General features: G+C 51.1%; 17 protein-coding genes, 3 pseudogenes and 1 riboswitch. Of the genes and pseudogenes, 3 read left to right on the forward strand and 17 right to left on the reverse strand.

Features of this window, described 5'->3' with window-relative positions:
* Positions 1–11: 11 nt before the first annotated feature.
* From FND36_08820 to gcvT, 11 genes are all read right to left on the reverse strand, one after another.
* Entirely contained in the window at positions 12–671 is a 660-nt protein-coding gene (locus tag FND36_08820; protein ID QDW74120.1) for a (d)CMP kinase, read from the reverse strand.
* Between the two features lie 108 nt (positions 672–779).
* The gene (locus FND36_08825) at positions 780–1,400 is read right to left on the reverse strand and encodes a formate/nitrite transporter family protein (protein QDW74121.1); all 621 of its coding nucleotides are present in this window, start codon (positions 1,398–1,400) and stop codon (positions 780–782) included.
* Between the two features lie 37 nt (positions 1,401–1,437).
* Positions 1,438–2,292 (reverse strand): bifunctional 5,10-methylenetetrahydrofolate dehydrogenase/5,10-methenyltetrahydrofolate cyclohydrolase, encoded by an 855-nt coding sequence (locus FND36_08830; protein ID QDW74122.1) that lies wholly within the window; start codon positions 2,290–2,292, stop codon positions 1,438–1,440.
* 21 nt (positions 2,293–2,313) lie between these two features.
* Positions 2,314–2,937: a cyclodeaminase/cyclohydrolase family protein gene (locus FND36_08835; GenBank protein ID QDW75593.1), complete on the reverse strand. Its 624-nt coding sequence runs from the start codon at positions 2,935–2,937 to the stop codon at positions 2,314–2,316.
* Positions 2,938–2,953: 16 nt separating this feature from the next.
* Positions 2,954–4,633: a formate--tetrahydrofolate ligase gene (locus FND36_08840; protein ID QDW74123.1), complete on the reverse strand. Its 1,680-nt coding sequence runs from the start codon at positions 4,631–4,633 to the stop codon at positions 2,954–2,956.
* A gap of 26 nt (positions 4,634–4,659) precedes the next feature.
* Positions 4,660–6,066: a dihydrolipoyl dehydrogenase gene (lpdA, locus tag FND36_08845; GenBank protein QDW74124.1), complete on the reverse strand. Its 1,407-nt coding sequence runs from the start codon at positions 6,064–6,066 to the stop codon at positions 4,660–4,662.
* Positions 6,067–6,086: 20 nt separating this feature from the next.
* The gene (locus tag FND36_08850) at positions 6,087–7,085 is read right to left on the reverse strand and encodes a lipoate--protein ligase (protein ID QDW74125.1); all 999 of its coding nucleotides are present in this window, start codon (positions 7,083–7,085) and stop codon (positions 6,087–6,089) included.
* Complete coding sequence (locus FND36_08855) at positions 7,082–8,536, reverse strand: glycine dehydrogenase subunit 2 (GenBank protein QDW74126.1); 1,455 nt, start codon at positions 8,534–8,536, stop codon at positions 7,082–7,084. The genes FND36_08850 and FND36_08855 overlap by 4 nt, the downstream gene beginning before the upstream one ends.
* 3 nt (positions 8,537–8,539) lie before the next feature.
* Positions 8,540–9,850 carry an aminomethyl-transferring glycine dehydrogenase subunit GcvPA gene (locus tag FND36_08860; GenBank protein ID QDW74127.1) on the reverse strand — a complete coding sequence of 437 codons (1,311 nt, stop codon included), beginning with the start codon at positions 9,848–9,850 and terminating at the stop codon, positions 8,540–8,542.
* Between the two features lie 26 nt (positions 9,851–9,876).
* Complete coding sequence (gene gcvH, locus FND36_08865; protein ID QDW74128.1) at positions 9,877–10,251, reverse strand: glycine cleavage system protein GcvH; 375 nt, start codon at positions 10,249–10,251, stop codon at positions 9,877–9,879.
* 36 nt (positions 10,252–10,287) lie between these two features.
* Positions 10,288–11,376, reverse strand: coding sequence for a glycine cleavage system aminomethyltransferase GcvT (gene gcvT / locus FND36_08870; GenBank protein ID QDW74129.1), 1,089 nt, complete (start codon positions 11,374–11,376; stop codon positions 10,288–10,290).
* A gap of 104 nt (positions 11,377–11,480) precedes the next feature.
* A riboswitch (glycine riboswitch) is annotated at positions 11,481–11,579 on the reverse strand.
* A gap of 237 nt (positions 11,580–11,816) precedes the next feature.
* Between gcvT and FND36_08875 the strand changes: the two are divergent.
* The 3 pseudogenes from FND36_08875 (at position 11,817) to FND36_08885 (ending at position 13,454) form a co-directional block, all read left to right on the forward strand.
* Positions 11,817–12,260 (forward strand): annotated as a pseudogene (locus FND36_08875) (helix-turn-helix transcriptional regulator).
* Position 12,261: 1 nt separating this feature from the next.
* Positions 12,262–12,903: pseudogene (locus FND36_08880) on the forward strand (ABC transporter ATP-binding protein).
* Positions 12,887–13,454: pseudogene (locus FND36_08885) on the forward strand (ABC-2 transporter permease). Before FND36_08880 ends, FND36_08885 begins: the two co-directional pseudogenes overlap by 17 nt.
* Positions 13,455–13,509: 55 nt before the next feature.
* Here the strand turns inward: FND36_08885 and FND36_08890 are convergent.
* From FND36_08890 to FND36_08915, 6 genes are all read right to left on the reverse strand, one after another.
* A complete protein-coding gene (locus FND36_08890; protein QDW74130.1) occupies positions 13,510–14,739 on the reverse strand; it encodes an NAD(P)/FAD-dependent oxidoreductase in 1,230 nt (409 codons plus the stop codon).
* Positions 14,736–15,701 (reverse strand): MurR/RpiR family transcriptional regulator, encoded by a 966-nt coding sequence (locus FND36_08895; GenBank protein QDW74131.1) that lies wholly within the window; start codon positions 15,699–15,701, stop codon positions 14,736–14,738. Before FND36_08895 ends, FND36_08890 begins: the two co-directional genes overlap by 4 nt.
* A gap of 158 nt (positions 15,702–15,859) precedes the next feature.
* On the reverse strand, positions 15,860–17,275 hold the full coding sequence (locus FND36_08900; protein ID QDW74132.1) for an oxaloacetate decarboxylase subunit alpha: 1,416 nt from the start codon (positions 17,273–17,275) through the stop codon (positions 15,860–15,862).
* A gap of 22 nt (positions 17,276–17,297) precedes the next feature.
* A complete protein-coding gene (locus FND36_08905; protein ID QDW74133.1) occupies positions 17,298–18,449 on the reverse strand; it encodes a sodium ion-translocating decarboxylase subunit beta in 1,152 nt (383 codons plus the stop codon).
* Between the two features lie 56 nt (positions 18,450–18,505).
* Entirely contained in the window at positions 18,506–18,865 is a 360-nt protein-coding gene (locus FND36_08910; GenBank protein QDW74134.1) for an acetyl-CoA carboxylase biotin carboxyl carrier protein subunit, read from the reverse strand.
* A gap of 21 nt (positions 18,866–18,886) precedes the next feature.
* Positions 18,887–19,663, reverse strand: coding sequence for a DUF3887 domain-containing protein (locus FND36_08915; GenBank protein ID QDW74135.1), 777 nt, complete (start codon positions 19,661–19,663; stop codon positions 18,887–18,889).
* Between the last annotated feature and the right edge of the window lie 11 nt (positions 19,664–19,674).

Genomic DNA, 19,674 nt, shown 5'->3' on the forward strand with positions numbered 1-19,674 from the left:
CTGCTTTCTCCTTACCCTCTGCAAAGCTCTATGATCCGAGCCGTTACTTCCTCGACAGTCAGATTGGAGCTGTCTACCAGGACCGCGTCTTCCGCCTGCTTAAGAGGCGCTGTCTTACGGGTCATATCCCGTTCGTCCCGTTCCTGGATGTCTTTCGCGATCTCATCCAGGCTGCAGGGGATTCCTTTTTCCTTTAACTCTTCATATCTCCTTCGGGCTCTCGTTTCCACACTGGCTGTCAGAAAGATTTTTACATCCGCGTCCGGAAGTACGCAGGTGCCGATATCCCGGCCGTCCATAACCACATCTTCTGTCTTTGCCAATTCTCTTTGCAGCTCCAGCAGCTTCTGTCTTACCTCTGGAATAGCGGAGCTTTTGGAAGCCATATTCCCCACTGCTTCCTCCCGGAGTCTGCCGGTCACATTTCTCCCGTTCAGATATACCTGCTGGATCCCGTTCTCATACTGGATCCCCACTTCAGCACCGGAAACAGCTTCTGTCATCCGGTCCGTCTCATCCGCCCGAATTCCCTGTTCCAGAAAATAGAGCGCCAGAGCCCGGTACATGGCTCCTGTATCTACATAGATAAACCCCTTCTCTTTTGCTACTCGTTTGGCAATGGTACTCTTTCCGGCCCCCGCGGGACCGTCAATGGCAACCTGATATCCCATGTTCTCCTTCCTTTCTCTATAAATAAAAAAAGCCCCGGATTCAGGGGCTTTCAAATCCTGACCACTGTAACAGTATAGCGCATATCTTACCGTGAGACAAGATGCAATTTATGGCTGTATTTTCTTAAGCTTAAGCGCAGGGATCAGCATGCCTCCAAGGCTGTTTCCCATGGTCATGAAAAATAGATAAGACAAACTTTTCACCGACCACATCCCCGCCAAAGATATATAGAACATGTTGGCAATACAATGCTCGAATCCGCATAAGATAAACACGCTGACACAGAAGATCAAAATCAGAGGATTGCCGGTCGAACGGAAACCGTCCACCGCCACATACATCAAGATCCCGCAGAAAAAGGCCAGGATCAAAATACTGGCCGGGCTGTCTGACAGTTTCGTCTGACAAAGCTGTACCGCTCGCTCTCTGATATTTTCCCCAATCCTGGTCTGGGCAAGAAGACCTGCCCCCAGCGCTGTTCCCGCCAGATTCCCGATCCAGGCAGCCAGCAAAAGCGCAAGGTAAGGCTTCACTTCCGTCTGCTGGACCAGATATCCGATCTTTCCTGTATACAGATACAGGCCATTCAAAACAATGGCATACAATCCTACCCCAAAGAGCACGCTTCCCACTATCGGCTGTTCCACAGAAAGATAGACCGTCCCTCCGATCGAAATTGCCAGTCCCGCTCCCGCGGCCTGAAGGAAGATGCTTCCCATTCGCTTCATAGTTCCTCCTAATGACTCTCTCCGCTGACGCGGCTTCTTACATTCCCCGCAGATATCCGGCCGCCCGCAGCACATGGCCGGCTAAAACTGAGGTGGTCACACTGCCAACGCCTTTTGGCACCGGACTGATATAGGAGGCTTTCCGGCTTGCCTCCTCAAAATCCACATCCCCGCAGAGATTCCCTTCTTCATCCACATTGATTCCCACGTCTATCACAACGGCCCCTTCTCCTACCATATCCCCAGAGATCATCTTTGCTTTCCCTGCCGCGGCCACCAGGATCTGCGCTTCCTTACAGACTCCTTTTAGATCCTCTGTCCGGGTGTGGCAGACTGTGACTGTCGCATGTCTTTTCAAAAGCAGCATGGCCGCCGGTTTCCCGATCACCATACTTCTTCCCACCACTACGGTCCGCCTGCCCTTAGGGTCAATGCCGTAAGCATCCAGCATGGTCATGACCGCTTCCGCCGTACAGGGCGCATACCCGGTTTCATCGCCGGCAAATACTTTCGCTATATTTACGGCGCTCATACAGTCCACATCTTTCCTGGGATCGATCATTGCCTTCACCGGTTCTTCATCCAAATGACTTGGGAGAGGACGGAATAATAGAATCCCATGTACGTTTGGATCTTCATTCACCTGCCGGAACGCATCCTCGAATTCCTTCTGAGAGATCTCTTCCGGCAGTTCCACCACCCGGCAGCCGATTCCTGTCAGTTCCATCCGTTTCTTGGCGCCCCGCTCATAGGCCAGATCGTCCGGGCGGTTTCCCACCCGGAGGATACAAAGCATAGGCAGGATCCCCTGGCTTTTCAACGTTTCTGTCCGCCGGATCAGATCCTCTTTCATAGACTTTGCCACATCTGTCCCCATCATGACTGTACTCATTGTCCTTTTCCTCCCTCTTTCTCAGCGGATCTTCTCCAGCACATCCTGGTAGATCTTTTCTTTCTGGCGGCTTCCCTCCTGGATCATCGCCTCTGCCTTGCTGTTCATCTCCTTGGCCCGTTCCCGGTTTTTCATCAGTTTCGTGTTAATAAAGATATTCAGAGAAGCGCCTTCCAAAGCGGCCTGGGCAAACAGGATCCCAACCCCCACATCGCTGACGGCGATCCTGCTGCCTTTCTCTCCCAAAACTTCCAGTTCTTCCATAACCTTCCGGATCGTCTCCATGATTTCCATGGGAACCACGCTCGCCTCATACAGCGCCTCTTCCATAACCGCTTCTTTCTTCTCCTGCTGCTCTTTTGTTTCTCTGGGCAGACCATAAGCTTTGGAAAGCGGCTCAAAAGCCTTCGCGTCCGCATCCGTCAGGCGGACCAGTTCTTCCTGAAGCCCTTTCAGCTTTATAAGGCTGGCCTTGATCTCCTCTTCCACATCCGCGTACCTTTTCTTGCCGATAGTCAGATTGGCCACCATCATGCCAAGAGCGCCGGCAAACGCGCCTACCGCCGCCGAGGCTCCGCCGCCGCCCGGCACCGGTTCCTTAGAAGAAAGCGCCTCCAAAAATTCCGTCGTTTTCTTTTCCAGCATCATTTCTCTCTTCCTCCTAGAACAATCCTGAGATCACACCGTCCGCATCCACATCGATCTTCTCTGCCGCCGGTACTTTAGGAAGGCCAGGCATCTTCATAATGTCTCCGGTAAGCGCCACCAGAAATCCGGCACCCGCGGAAGCGGCAATATCCCGAATCGTGATCCGGAATCCTCGCGGACGCCCCAGCATCTTGGCGTCATCCGTCAGAGAATATTGATTCTTCGCCATACAGATCGGAAGCCCTCCCAGTCCGATCTCTTCTAAGTTTTTAATCTCTTTGTTGGCTTTGGCAGTATAGTCCACCCCGTCAGCACCATAGACTTTTACAGCGATCGCTTCGATCTTCTCTTTGATCGGAGCGGCTGTATCATAGACGAATTCCATCCTGCTTTCTTCCTCGCAGAGACGAATCACTTCCCGGGCCAGTTCCTCGCCCCCGGCGCCTCCTTTGCCCCACACCTGGGAGAGCGCCGTGTTGACGCCTGATTCTTTGCATTTCTGCCGCACAAAGTCCAGCTCTGCCTGGGTATCTGTAGGAAACTGGTTGATCGCTACCACCGCCGGAAGGTGATATACCTTTGTAATATTTTCAATATGTTTCAACAGATTTGGAATCCCTTTTTCCAGAGCCTCCAAATTTTCTTCCTGCAATTCGTTCTTGGGAACTCCCCCATTATACTTCAAAGCTTTGATGGTGGCAACTAAAATCACCGCGTTTGGTCTAAGCCCAGACATCCTGCACTTAATATCTACGAATTTCTCCGCGCCCAGATCCGCTCCAAATCCAGCCTCCGTCACCATATAATCCGCCAGCTTCATACCCATCTTTGTAGCGATCACGCTGTTGCATCCATGGGCGATATTCGCAAAGGGTCCGCCGTGGATAAAAGCCGGGGTTCCTTCCAGCGTCTGTACTAGATTCGGTTTTAACGCGTCTTTTAAGAGCGCCGCCGCGGCCCCTTCCGCATGGAGATCTCCTGCGGTCACCGGTTTTCCGCTTCTGGAATAGGCGACGATGATCTTAGATACCCTCTCTTTGAGATCCAGAATATCTTTTGCCAGGCAAAAAACCGCCATAATTTCAGAAGCCACCGTAATATCAAACCCATCCTGTCTAGTCACGCCGTCTGCTTTGGCTCCCAGCCCATCCACAATGCTGCGCAGCTGTCTGTCGTTCATATCCACGCACCGCCGCCAGGTGACCCGGTTGGTGTCAATATCCAGCGCGTTGCCCTGATGGATGTGGTTGTCCAGCATAGCGGCGATCAGGTTATTGGCCGCCCCAATGGCGTGAAGGTCTCCGGTAAAATGCAGGTTAATATCTTCCATCGGAACCACCTGGGCATATCCGCCTCCCGCGGCCCCGCCTTTCACTCCGAACACCGGCCCAAGAGAAGGTTCCCTTAAAGCAACCATGGTCTTTTTCCCCAGCCGGTTCATCGCGTCGGCCACTCCGATGGTGGTCGTGGTCTTGCCCTCTCCCGCCGGCGTAGGATTGATGGCTGTCACCAGGATCAGCTTGGCATCCGGCCTGGATGATAATTCATCTTTGTAATACCGATAGTCGATCTTCGCTTTATATCTTCCGTAATTTTCTACATATCGCTCTGGAATCCCAAGTTCCCCCGCGATCTCATTGATCTCTCTCATCTGCGCTTCCTGGGCAATCTCGATATCACTTTTCCATCCCATTTCTTTCCTCTCCTTTCTTTAGAAATCTACCGTTTCCCGCGCGGCATCACATGGATCGCTCCGCCTTCCAGCTCTTCCAGCGCCTCTCCGATTCCTTCATTATAAGTGGGATGAGCCCGCATCCCTTTTTCCATCTGATGGATGGTAAGCCCATTCGCGACTGCCGTCACAAATTCCCCGATCATATCGGTGGCTCTGGCGCACATCATATGGGCGCCCAGGATCACACCCGTGTCCTCCCTGGCCACGATTTTTATAAATCCCCTGTCTTCCTTTGAGATCAGGCTTCTTCCATTGGCGCTCATGATAAATTTTCCGGTCCGAACCGGTATCTGCTGTTCTTTGGCCCCTTCTTCCGTCAGTCCCACAGAGGCGATCTCCGGATCGGTGTAGACACAGGATGGTACCACATCCAGGTCTATGGCCGGATCCTTTCCCGCAATTTGCTTTGCTACAGCCATCCCTTGAGCGCTGGCCCTATGGGCCAGCTGGACTCCAAAGGTCAGGTCTCCGATGGCATAGACACCTTCCAGGCTGGTCCGAAACCGCTGGTCCACCAGAACTCTTCCCTTTTCCATCTCAGGCTTGGCCTCTTCCGCAAAAAGCCCTTCTGTATTGGGAATCCTTCCCACAGCGCACAGCACATATTGAGCGGACACAGACTGCTCTTTTTCCTTTTCCAAAAAGCGGCAGGCGTATCCCGATCCACCGGCCTCTATCCCCTGAACAGCCGCCGAGGTATGGATATCGATGCCTCGCTTCTTCAAGATCAGTTTCAGATTCTGGGAAATCTCTTTATCCATGTTGGGCACCAGCCGGGGCATAGCTTCCAAAATGGTCACCCGAGTCCCCAAGCCCGCAAAGGCGGCGGCAAATTCCACACTGATCACACCGCCGCCGATAATGATCAGGCTTTCCGGCCGCTCTCTCAATTGGAGCAGGGTATCACTGGTCAAAACCCCCGGAAGGTCCATGCCAGGAAGCGGCAGCAGCAAAGGCTTTGAGCCGGTCGCCAGAATGATATGGTCCCCGGCGTAAGTTTCTTTCCCTTCTCCGGTCTGGACCTGGACTCGTTTCCCCGGAAGCAGCGTTCCTCTTCCGGAGATCCATTTGGCTCCATTGGCCTTCAAAAGCTGTTCCACCCCATGTACCAGAGTTTCCGTTGTTTCCTCTTTATAGGCCAGGATCTTCTCATAATCAAAAGACGCCTCCGGCACCTGGATGCCGAATCTTTCGGAAGCTTTCGCCTCCTGGTAAACTCCCGCCGCGTGTATCATAGCCTTGGCCGGGATACACCCCCGGTTCAGGCAGGTGCCTCCTGCTTTTCCTTCTTCCACCACGGCAACGGAAAGCCCCAGCTTTGCCGCCTCAATAGCCGCCACATATCCTCCCGGGCCCGCGCCGATGATGATACAATCATAATGCCGTTCCATCTTTTCTCCTTACTTTCCATCTATAAATCCACTGTCCGCAGCCATCCGCAGATCTCTTCCACCATGTTTTGTTCCTCCGGGCCGGCCGCCGGAAGCGTCCCAAGAGCCTGAAGGAGCTCCCGCTTCTCATAACGAAGTCCGCAAAGCCACGGGCCGATGGCTTCGATCAGTTCCGGTTTCAGAGAGTCGGAATACACGCCCGCATCCTCCACCTTTCCGCCGCAGATCTGAAACTGTATCTGAAGCGATCCCCAGGGGAACCGATGGGACTGTTCATACTGAAACCTTAGTTTCTTCCCATATTTCCACTCCCAGGAACTATATTTTGCCCGCTCCCGTTCTATCTCCTTCTGGTCTAAGTCCTCATCTCCAATCACTCTGGCCGGATATCCATAGACTTCTTCAAATGCCTCCCGAAGCGCCTTTTTCAACTCTCCTACGGTCAGATCCGGCACGAATTCCTTTAGGTTCGCAACTCTTGACTTGACGGAGGCGACTCCTTTGGAACGCAGTTTCTCTTTGGATACGGTCAGGTACTGAGTCAGATTATCCAAATCCACGTCCACCATCAGGGTCCCGTGGTGATACCACTGTTCCCCCTGTTCATAGAACGCGTTTCCAGAGAACTTCTTCCCCTCCGCCAGAATGTCATTGCGCCCGGACTTCTCCGCCTTTACGCCCAGCTTTCGCGCCGCCTGGAGGATCACCTCCATCTGCCGCTTTATATTGTAATCTTCTTTGCATACCAGAAAGGTAAAATTCAGATTCCCCAGATCATGGAAGACGGCTCCGCCTCCGGAGAGCCGGCGCGCCAGCTTTCCTCCGTCTTCTTCCAGCGCTTCTGTCCTGCACTCCGCCCATGCGTTCTGGTTCTTTCCGATCACTACCGTTTTCTGATTCTGCCATAGGTAGAGGATACACTGGCCTTTCCGGCAGTGCCGCAGCAGATATTCTTCCAGCGCCAGATTCTCATACGGGTCAAAGGAATGGCTCTCCAGATACGCCGTCTGGACGATCATGCTTCTTCCTCCAAAGGATCTGTCTCTTTAAATATATACCGAAGCACCGGATGCCTTGCCGCATTTACCTCATCCAGCCTGGTTACCGGCGTTGTGACCGGCGCCTGATGGAGCCTCTCCGGATCTGTCTCTGCTGCCTGGTACAGCTCCCGGAATACTTGGATGGCCTCATCCAGAGTGTCTTTGGATTCCGTTTCTGTAGGTTCCGCCATCAGCGCTTCCTCCACGATCAGCGGGAAGTACATGGTCGGAGGATGGATTCCCCGGTCCAAAAGGCCTTTCGCAATATCCATGGCAGAAATTCCATCCTTTTTCTTCAGCTCTTTCAAACTCATGACAAATTCATGCATGCAGAGAGTGTCATAAGCCATGGGATACAAGTCTTTCAGACCGTTCATCAGATAATTTGCATTGAGCACCGCGTTCTGGCTTGCCTGGGGGATTCCTTCTCTTCCAAGGGTCAGGATATAAGTCAGCGCCCGCACTACCACCAGGAAATTCCCATAGAAGCTTTTCATCTCTCCAATGCTTCGGGGCGCTTTTTCCACTCCGTATTCCGTCTCCCCAGTCACGCGTATGGAGGGCAGGAAATCTTCCAGGATCTTCTTGCAGCCTACCGGACCGTTTCCCGGTCCTCCGCCTCCATGAGGAGTAGAAAAGGTCTTGTGAAGGTTTAAATGGACCACGTCAAATCCCATATCGCCGGGGCGGGCCATTCCCATGACCGCGTTCAGATTAGCGCCGTCGTAGTAGCATAGTCCCCCGCAGGCATGGATGATATCTGTGATCTCAAGAATATTTTTATCAAACAGCCCCAGCGTATTCGGATTGGTCAGCATAAGCCCGGCCACCTCCGGCGTGGCCGCCTCTCTTAGTTTCTCCAGATCCACACAGCCGTCGGCCCCTGAGGGGATACTGACTACGGTAAATCCTGCCATCACCGCGCTGGCAGGGTTGGTGCCGTGGGCGGAATCCGGAATCAGGATCTTGGTACGCTTCTCGTCCTTCCTGCTCTTATGATAGGCCTTGATCAGCAGCAGTCCCGCAAACTCTCCGTGAGCTCCTGCCGCCGGCTGAAAACTCATAGCATCCATTCCTGTGATCTCGCAAAGATATGTTTCCGCCTTTTTCAAAACTTCCAGACAGCCCTGCACCGCAGAGAGGGGCTGCAGCGGATGGATCTTTGCAAAGCCCGGAAGATTGGCCATTTCCTCATTGATCCTTGGATTATATTTCATTGTGCAGGAGCCCAGAGGATAAAAACCATCGTTCACGCCATGGCTTTTTTTCGCCAGTTCTGTGTAATGTCTGCTAAGTTCTCCCTCGGAAAGCTCCGGCAGGTGTAAGGGCTGTTTTCTCTCATCCTGGGTCTTAAGACTTACGACCGGCACATCACAGGGAGGCAGAAGGTCGCAGTGTCTTCCTGGTCTGCTCTTTTCAAATATCAACATCGCTTACACCTCCTTTAAGATCTGGACGGCCCGGTCCATTTCCTGTTTCGTATTCATTTCCGTACAGCACCAGAGGATCTTGTGTTCATCCAGAGGAAAGCCTCCTAGGATATTCTGCGCTTCCAGCGCGGACAGCGCCTTTTCGGAAGGCACCTCTGACACCGTCACAAATTCATGAAAGAATTCTCCCTGGTTTACTGCATGAAATCCGGCTTTGTCAAGTTCCTCAGCCAGATAATGGGCCTTGGACATACACTGCCGCGCCGCTTCCTTTAATCCTCCGCTTCCCATGGAAGCCAGGTAAGTTCCTACCGCCAGGGCGCACAGCGCCTGGTTGGAGCAGATATTGCTGGAAGCTTTCTCCCTGCGGATATGCTGTTCTCTTGCCTGCAGCGTCAATACATATCCGATTTTGCCATTGGCGTCCGCTGTCTGTCCCACAATCCTACCAGGCAGCTTCCGGGTCATTGCGGCCACGCAGGCCATGAACCCAAGGTAGGGTCCTCCAAAAGCCAGCGGAAGTCCCATGGGCTGGCCTTCTCCTACCGCCACGTCCGCTCCGTATTCCCTTGGCGTCTTTAAAATGCCCAGGGAAATGGGATTCACTCCCATGATGTATTTCGCTCCCGCTTTATGTACGATCTCTCCGATCTCACCAGCCGGTTCCAGATTCCCATAATAATTGGGATGCTGAATGTAGACGCAGGCCGTCTCTTCATCCAGATGGGTTTCCAAAAACGCAAGGTCTGTAACCCCCTCTTTCTCCGGAATCACTTCCACTTCCATTTCATTTCCAAAGCAATAGGTCTTCACCGTCTCTAATACGCCCGGATGTACCGCCGCTGAGATCCATGCTTTCTTTCTTTTCCGCTCCCTGCACATAGCGATTCCTTCCGCCGCCGCGGAGGCTCCATCGTAGACAGAGGCGTTGGAAGCATCCATCCCCGTCAGCTCACAGATCATCGTCTGATATTCAAAGATAGACTGCAGGATTCCCTGGCTGATCTCTGCCTGATACGGTGTATACGCGGTCTGCAGGTCTTCTTTGGAAATCACGTTTTTCACCATAGCCGGAATGTAATGGCGATAGGCTCCGGCGCCCCGGAAAATGGTGGGAAAAATATGATTTTTCGCCGCCATTTCCCCTATGATCCGCCGGACTTCTAATTCCGACTTTCCTTTCGGAAGATCCAATGTCCTTTGAAACCGGACTTCCTCTGGAATATCGCGGAAAAGTTCCTCTATTGAAGCAAGGCCGATGGTTTCCAGCATTGCCTGCTGTTCTTCTTTAGTTCCTGGTACATAACTGCCCATAGCAGGTCACCACCTTTCCGCTGAGTCTAGCCTTCCTCTACAAACGCCTGATATTCCTGGGCGCTTAACAGTTCCTCCATCTCTGTGATCTCCTTTACTTTCACAAACCACGCGTCATAGGGCATCTCATTAATAGATTCCGGCGCGTCCAGAAGCTCCTCGTTGATCTGGCTGATCACTCCTGATACCGGGGAATACACATCAGACACTGCTTTGACAGATTCCACATCCGCAAATGCCTCTCCCACCGTCACTTCATCTCCCTCTTCCGGCAGATTGACAAACACCAGATCCCCAAGCTCAGACTGGGCGAAATCGGTAAGCCCGATGATCACTTCGTCTCCCTCTTCTTTTACCCATTCATGGGATTTTGAATACCTCAGTTCTTCTCTTAATTCCATAGCTGCTTCTCCTTTCTTTTCCCTTGAATTTAAATTTTATCTGCTTCGCTTATAAAATGGCAGGGGCACTATCTGAGCTTCCACCATACGCCCTCTTACCTCCACGCTGACCAGGTCTCCTTCTTCTCCATAAGAAGCGTCTACCAGGGCCATTGCCGCCGGATATCCAAGATATGGGCAGTGGGTCCCGGAAGTAGTCCGGCCGATCGGTTTCCCATCCAGATAAACAGGCTGATCCTCCCGGATGATACCCCGGCCCGTAACTTTCAGGCCTACTCTTTTTCTCCTTGGTTCTCCCATCTCTTTTAAAGCTTTCCTGCCGATAAAGTCTTCTTTAGACATCTTTACGGCAAATCCAAGCCCAGTCTCCAAGGGCGTCACTTCCTCGTCCATCTCATGGCCGTAGAGGGGCATCGCCGCTTCCATGCGAAGCGTATCTCTGGCTCCCAGTCCGCAGGGAATCAGCCCTTCTTCCGTCCCCGCTTCCAGCAGAAAGTTCCACATCTCTTCCCCCCGCCGGCTTTCCAGGTATAACTCCACTCCATCTTCGCCTGTATATCCAGTTTTGGAGACGATACAGGGAATTCCCGCCGCCTCCGCGTCGAATACGGCATGATAATATTTCTTGGGAATATTCTCCTCCGCGGTCAGTTTTCTAAGGATTTCCATAGCCTTTGGCCCCTGCAGCGCCAGCTGGGCATAGGAATCTGACACATCTGTAAAGGTCACCTCCCCAAATTGATGGTCTGACATCCACTGGAAATCCTTGTCTTTGTTGGCCGCGTTGACCACGATCAGATAGTGATCCTCGCATCGCTTGTACACGATCAGATCATCCACCGTTCCCCCCTGTTCATTGCACATGGGGCTGTACCTGGCCTGGCCGTCTGTCAGATTGGTAAAATCATTGGTCAAAAGCATCTGCAGGTTGGCCAGCGCATCCTTCCCTTCGCACAGCACTTCTCCCATGTGAGACACGTCAAACAGCCCTGCCGCCTGGCGCACCGCCATATGTTCTTTGATCACACCGGTCTGGTACTGTACCGGCAGGAGGTAGCCTCCAAAAGGCACCATCTTCCCGCCAGCTTTTACATGGGCTTCGTAAAGCGGGGTTTTTCGTTCCATACTAATTCCCTCCTGTCTGATTCTCTGCAAAAAATAAGGAGATATGGCCCTGCTCCGCCCGGATATGCATAAGCCTCCTATCTCCCTGTCCATCTCCAGAGTCTCGTCCGGATCCAATCCCTTTGCCTGAGAGTTTCGATGTGACTCTTGCCCCTTCGGCGTTACTGCGGGATAGCTGCAATAAACTCTCTTGGATCCATCATCCGATTCTTTGTTTTTTTCTATCATACACGCGCCATAATTGTCTGTCAATAATAGTTTTTAATTTAACATGTTTGACATTTATTGCCGGTTCATTCTATCTACTATTGCGGCCTTGTGCCGCCGGATCTATTGTTTGACAACAGCTTATGCAACCAAACATAACATTTTTGGCTTGCCATAGTTGGTAGAACTTTCAAAAAGCCGTGAGTATAATAAGTTTAGGAGGTGTGAAAAGTATGAAAACGCAGAAAAATAATATTGCCCGCAATTTAATCACCCTGCGGCAGTTTCACAAGTTTTCCCAGGAAGAGGTGGCAGAGCGGATCGGCGTTTCACGGCAGGCTGTCGCAAAATGGGAGGCCGGTCAGTCTCTGCCAGACATCCTAAATTGTGACGCGCTGGCAAAACTGTATGATGTGGAACTCGACGACCTGATCCATTACGACCAAAAGCCAAGCGGCGAGAGCATACCGCCTAAGGGCAAGCACATATTTGGAACCGTACGCGTAGGTGAACGCGGCCAGATCGTACTTCCCAAGCAGGCCAGAGATGTGTTCAAAATAAAGCCGGGAGACATGTTCGTTGTTTTAGGAGATGAAGATCCAGAACATCCGGGAATCGCGCTGATGAAAGAAGATTTTTTCCTGGGCATTGCGCGGCTGTTCAAAACTGCTTTGGATTGGGAAAAGTACAGCCTTAAAGGCTGTTCTCAACATGGCGTCTCCGGAAAGCGGCAGTGTCACCATGTTCCAAAAGAATTTCCGCCAGCATGAAAAGGAGTGTAAACAGCGAATAGGCGTTGTGTTTGGCGGGATTGACTTTTATCCGCTGAAGAAGCTGTCTGCCATCACGTCTGTTACTCGGAAATTTTACGCAAACTGGGACCAGACCCAGTATCAAAAATATATCAAGCGTTTTGCTTTGGATGAAAGCAAAAGATTCAAAGAACTTTCAAATGGAATGAAAGTAAAATACCTGCTTGCGCTGGCCTTGTCCCACCACGCCGAGTTATTGATCTTGGATGAACCGACTTCTGGTTTAGACCCGGTATCCCGCGAGGAACTGCTTCATATTTTCCGGCAAATTGTTAAAAATGAAAATTGTTCTATTCTGTTTTCCACGCATATCACTTCTGATTTGGACAGATGTGCAGATGATATTACCTATATTCAAAATGGACGGGTATTACAAAGCGCAGATAAAGATACGTTCCTGCGATCCTTTGAGCATTTGAAAACTCCGGACGACACAGGGCCGCTTACTTTAGAAGAAATAATGCTTCGCACAGAAAGGAGTGAATGGGATGATGACATTACTGTATAAAGAAATGAGGCTTGCAGCCCATCCAACCTCGATTGTTTTTGCCTTTTTGGGCTGCCTTGTCCTGGTGCCCGCTTATCCATACAGTGTTATTTTTATGTTTGGGTGTTTAGCGCCTTACCTTACTTTTTTGAACGCGCGGGAGACGAATGATGTCTGGTACACAGCTGTTTTGCCGGTGACAAAGCGGGAAATTGTTCTGGGAAAATGCCTGCTGGTTGTTTTCTTTCAGCTGTTCCAACTGCTTTTTTCTGTCCCGTTTGCGATTCTGCGAAATACTCTGGATATCGCCAATAACCCTGTCGGTTTAGACGCGACCGCCGCATGGTATGGTTTTGGGCTCCTTCTATACGCGATGTACGATCTGGTATTTCTAACGGCATTCTATAAAAACGGCTACAAGGCAGGAACAGCATTTGTTCTCGCGGCAATTCCCATGCTGCTTCTTATGGCAGCGTCAGAAGCCCCCGCCCATATTCCAGCGCTTGTTTGGATGGACTGTCCCTCTGGCATACCGGATTTCCGCAAAACACTTTGAAAAGGTTGATCTGTAAAGTCAATATATTCGCAAAAGCCCGCGGCGTTTGATCGTTTGACACACCTGCCGCTCTACAAAATCCCATTTCCGGCAGCATAGGCCGTTGACCAGGCGATCTGCAGATTAAAGCCTCCGGTAACTCCGTCCAGATCCAGTACTTCGCCCGCGAAATAAAGATCCTTCACCAGTTTTGATTCCATAGTCCCAGGATCGATCTCCTTTACATTCACGCCTCCCTTGGTGATGATCGCTTCCTCAAATCCCCGCAGCCGGGTCAATGTCAAAGGCAGCTTCTTGACCAGCGCCGCGAAATTCCTTCTCTCTTCTCTGGAGATTTCATGGACCTTTTTCTCCGGCGGGATCTGACTGAGGTCTATCATTACCGGTATCAGCTTGGCTGGGAAAAGCTTTCCCAGAGAATTTTTAAACTGCCTGTTTTTGTTTTCCTCAAAATCCCGCAGGATCCTTTGATCCAGCTGGTCCGCCGAAAGGGCGGGTTTCAGATCAATATAAAGCTGCAGCTTTTTCTTCGCGAGCCGTTCTCCAACATAGCTGCTGGCGCTTAACATCAGCGGGCCGCTGACTCCATAATGGGTAAAGAGCATCTCCCCGAATTCTTCATACAATTTCTTCTTTCCATCGCGGATTTCCGCCGTCACGTTGCGCAGGCTCAGCCCCTGGAGCTGTTTGGTCCAGGCTTCCTCCGTCTCCATGGGAACCAGGGATGGACGGCACTCTTTGACCGTGTGGCCCGTTTCTTTCGCGAAGCGGTAGCCGTCTCCGGTAGAACCTGTAGAAGGGTAGGAAATCCCACCAGTAGCAATGATACACGCATCTCCTTGCGCCTGTCTTCCGTCCGCCAGCAGAATTTTGCGGAACCGGCCATATTCCGCCTCTACCTTTCGGACCTCCTCCCTCAGAAATATCTGCACGCCGAGACGGTAGAGTTCCTGCTCCAAAGCCCGAATCACATCAGAAGAATGGTCGGATTTCGGGAATACTCTTCCTCCCCGCTCTATTTTTGTCTGAACACCCAGTTCTTCAAAAAAAGAAATGGCGTCCTGATTGGTAAAACCGTAGAAACTGCTGTAAAGAAATCTGGAATTAGTAACTACGGATTCAAACAGAACGTCAATGTCACAGGCATTCGTCAGATTACATCTGCCCTTGCCCGTAATGAACAATTTTTTCCCCAGCTTTTCGTTTTTTTCATAGAGACACACCTGATGGCCATTTCTGGCTGCCGCTGCCGCCGCCAGCATTCCGGCGGCGCCTCCTCCGATCACCAGTACTTTTTTCATGCGTTCGGCTCCTTTTCCTTTGGTTCCTGTCTTTCGTTTTCACCTTTTTGAGCGGAAGCCGGACCTGACAGTTCCACCTTATCTCCCACCAAATTCAGTTCATCCTTGCTGTAGACCTGATACTCGTCCCAAATCTGTTCTAAGGTTTCTAAGGTGGAGATCACTTCCTTCTGTTTCTTCATACACAGGGCCACCACAAGAGCGTTTACCACACTTAGCGGCGCTACCAGTGAATCCACGATAGAAGCCATGTCGCTTCTGGCGATCAGATTACAAGACGAATACAAAGTCATTGGCGAATGGACGCTGTCTGTCAAAGTGATCACCTTAGCTTTCCGATTGCTGGCGAATTCCAAGGCTTTCAGCGTCCGCATAGAATACCTTGGGAAACTGATCCCAATAATCACATCATCCTCACCGATACGGATCAATTGTTCAAAAATCTCGCTGGAACTATTTGTCGTTACAGCCGTTACATTTGGACAGATCAGGTTCAAATAAAAACTCAAGAAACTGGCCAGGGGCGCGCAGCTCCTGATCCCGATCACATAAATCCTATGGGCGTTCTGGATCGTATCTACCGCCATCTCAAAAGATTCATGATCAATGACCTCCATCGTCATTTTAATCTTTTCAATATCTGACTGCAGCACTGACGCAAGAATCTGTCCCTGACTGATACGTCCGTAAGTCACTTCCATCCGCTGGATCGAATTCAGCTTGGTGCGGACCAATTCCCCCAACGCCCTCTGGAATCCCGGATAGCCGTCATATCCTAAGGCCATAGCAAACCGGACCACCGTAGACTCGCTTACGCCTACTTCCTCACCCATTTTCGCCGCCGTTAAAAAGGCCGCCTTATCATAGTCCTTCTGAATAAAATCAGCCAGTTTCTTCTGGCCTTTACTGAACTTCTGATAGCCGTCCTCTATTTTCTGCAACAAATCATTTTTATTCCCCATATCTTTAACCTTCTCGATCGTTATCTTAACATCTGCTTAACATTGTTCTTATTATAAAGCTAACCAGCAAAATATTCAAGAGACGGATTCCGCAAAAAGGGACAGGGCTTTTTCAATTGGGGCCGGGGGCTTTTTAAAAAGCCCCCGGCCCCAATTGATTAAACCGGATAACTTCCATTCTCTGTATCTGCTATCGTCTGATCTACTTTTGTCTGCTGCGCCTCCCGGTATTTAAAGAATTCTACCGCCACCTGGGGGAACAGCGCGTATGTCAGTACATCCTCATCCTGCTGGCTCCACTGTTCCATCTCTTTCCTGAGGGTGTCCAATTCATCGGGGATCAGATCTGCCGGCCGGCAGGTGATCACTTCCGCGTCATCTCCCAGAACTTTCTTCTTGACTTCCTCATTAAATGGCTTTACAGTAGCTCCGTATTTTCCGGCCAGGATATCCTTGGTCTCTTTAGTAGCCATCTTATAACGCTCACCCATCAGCACATTGAAGACCGCCTGGGTCCCCACGATCTGGGAAGACGGTGTGACAAGAGGCGGCTCGCCCAAGTCTTTGCGGACTCTTGGCACTTCTTCCAGCACCTCGTAATATTTATCCTCCGCATTCTGCTCTTTCAGCTGAGAGGTCAGGTTGGAGAGCATGCCGCCCGGCACCTGATATAACAGCGTCTTAATATTCACACCCAAGTTCTTTGGATTAAGCAGTCCGCTCTCCAAAGCCTCATCCCGGATTGGCCGGAAGTAATCGGCAATTTCTGACAGCAGTTTCTGGTCAAATCCTGTATCATATGGAGTACCCCGGAAGGTTTCCACCATAACCTCCGTGGCTGGCTGTGATGTTCCCAGAGCAAATGGCGACATTGCGGTATCGATCACATCCACTCCTGCTTCCACTGCTTTCAGATAAGTCATGGACGCCACTCCCGAAGTATAATGGGTGTGAAGCTGGATCGGCAGATCCACCGCTTCTTTCAATGCCCCTACCAGTTCTGTGGCCGTATAAGGCAGCAGAAGTCCTGCCATATCTTTGATACAGATGGAATTCGCTCCCATATCCTCAATCCGCTTTGCGATATCCACCCAATATTCCAGCGTGTAGGCATCTCCCAGAGTATAGGAGAGAGCCACCTGAGCCTCCGCTTTCTCTTTATTTGCCGCCTTGACCGCCGTCTCAAGGTTTCTCAGATCGTTGAGGCAATCAAAGATCCGGATGATGTCAATTCCATTCGCGGCAGACTTCTGCACAAAATATTCAACCACATCATCCGCGTACGGCCGGTATCCCAAGATATTCTGTCCCCGGAACAGCATCTGAAGCTTGGTGTTCTTGAAGCCGTCCCTGAATTTCCGAAGACGATCCCATGGGTCTTCCTTCAAGAATCTGAGGGAAGCATCGAAGGTAGCGCCGCCCCAGCACTCTACAGAATGATACCCTACCTGGTCCATTTTATCTATAATCGGAAGCATCTGTTCTGTTGTCATCCTTGTCGCGATCAGAGACTGATGCGCATCCCGCAGAATCGTTTCTGTAATCTTAATTGGTTTCTTCTCAATTTCCGCCATGATTTCTTCCTCCCTAATTCTTCTACATCACTCCAAAAATCGCCATAAATGTTCCCGCGGCGACCGCTGTTCCGATCACGCCGGCCACATTGGGGCCCATGGCGTGCATCAGCAGGAAGTTCGTCGGATCCGCCTCCGCCCCAACCTTCTGCGAGACTCTGGCAGCCATAGGTACCGCCGATACACCTGCGGAACCGATCAATGGATTCACTTTTCCATGGGTAATGACGCACATCAGTTTCCCAAGAAGGACTCCGCCTGCCGTACCAAAAGCGAAGGCGACCAGACCCAGGATCACGATCTTAACGGTATCCATATTCAGGAACGCTTCCGCGCTTGTGGTAGCTCCTACCGATGTTCCAAGCAAAATGACTACAATATACATCAGCGCGTTGGAAGCGGTATCCACAAGCTGTCTTACCACTCCTGATTCCCGGAACAGATTTCCCAGCATCAACATTCCCACAAGGGGCGCCGTGGTAGGCAGGATCACGCAGACCACGATCGTTACGATGATCGGGAACAGAATCCGCTCCAGTTTGGACACTGGACGCAGCTGCTCCATCTTGATCTTTCGCTCCTTTTCTGTAGTCAGAAGTTTCATGATCGGCGGCTGGATGATCGGAACCAGCGACATATATGAATATGCCGCCACCGCGATCGGACCTAAGATTGCCGTCTGCTCCAATTTCCCCGCCAGGAAGATGGATGTAGGGCCGTCCGCCCCGCCAATGATGGAGATAGCCGCCGCCGCTTTATCGGAGAAGCCCATCCACATCGCGCCCAGATACGCCACGAAAATTCCAAGCTGAGCCGCCGCTCCCATCAAGAAACTCTTTGGATTCGCGATCAGCGGCCCAAAATCTGTCATCGCGCCTACCCCTAGGAAGATCAGCGACGGCAGGATCGACCACTCGTCAAGCAGATAGAAATAGTATAGCAATCCGCCTGTTCCGTTCTCCGCATCCTCAATATGCAGCATGATATCTGGATAAATGTTGACCAACAGCATACCAAAAGCAATGGGGACCAGAAGCAGCGGCTCAAATCCATGCCGGATTGCCAGATATAGGAAAAGACATGCTACCGCGATCATCACAAGGTTTCCCCACGTAAGACTGAAAAAGGCGGTCTGACGCACAAGATTTCCCAATGTTGTTACGATATATTCCATTTTTAGACCTCCAGTCGTGTTCATTTCAAAGGCAAAAGCCCTTGACAGGTTTCACATTAGTTCAAGGTAGCCAGGACAGCGCCTGCTTCTACCGCTTCACCTACAGCGACCTCAATGCTGGCCACTGTTCCGTCTTCCGGAGCCACGACTGGAATCTCCATTTTCATAGCCTCGATGACCACAACTGCGTCTCCTCTTTGTACTTTCGTACCTACGCCCGCTTCAATTTTAAATACTTTTCCAGCCGCTCCAGCCTTTACCTCGATCGCTCCAGCCGCCGCTTTTGCCGCCGGCTTTGGCGCCGGAGCCGCTTTCGGCGCTGCCGCCGCTTTTGGAGCCGGGGCCGCTCCAGCTCCTTTTTCCTCTACGGTTACATCATATACATTTCCATTGACTGTAATGGTATAATTTTTCATGTTCAGATCCTCCTACATTCTTTATGATTTCCATTTATTTGACGGACGGCGGCGAATGCTGCGCACCACAAATCCGTCAGCAGCGGTTCCTTCCGCGGCAGCAACAGCCGCAGAGATCACCGCGATCAATTCCATATCATCTGTCAGATCAACTTCCTCTGAAACTGCCTGTCCTAGTTCCTCGTTCCCTGTTTCCGCCTTCACTGGTTCTGCTTTCTTTCCCCGAAGCTTCTGCTCGATCACGGGAATGAATTTCAACAGCCAGATCACGATCGAAATAAAGATCAATACCACGAATACGGTACCCATTCCCAGCACAGTGTTCAGGCCGGCCTTCTCAAGGATCTCTCCCGTAGAATAGATTCCGCTCACCGTCATGCTGTCCAGATACAGGTTCTCGTCATAAATAAATTCCAAAGTGGCCTCCCGCTCTTCAAATCTCGCCGGAACAGTCACTGTAAGCTCGTCCGCGGTCGCTTCAAAGGTAAAATCCCCATGTTCAATATAATCCCCGCATTCATCTATGCCAGACTGCCAACTGTCCATAGCTCCCAGGAAACTCTCCGGGGTAAAAGGAAGTTCCGCGTTATACAGTTCCTGCTCCACAGCAAAATCTGTCCTGCTGTTCCACTCTTCGATCGTGTCCTCGTCCACCGAGTTACAGTACTCGATCAGGAATTCTGTAGCCTGCTGGATCGTTTCTTCATCATATTCCAATGTCTCGCTGTTGGAAGTACAACCGGCAAGGCCCAAAAACGCCGCAAGGACGACGATTAATACACTGATTCTCTTTTTCACTTCTGCCTCAC

The organism is Lachnospiraceae bacterium KGMB03038, from assembly GCA_007361935.1.
In the GTDB taxonomy this organism is placed as follows: Bacteria; Bacillota; Clostridia; order Lachnospirales; family Lachnospiraceae; genus Massilistercora.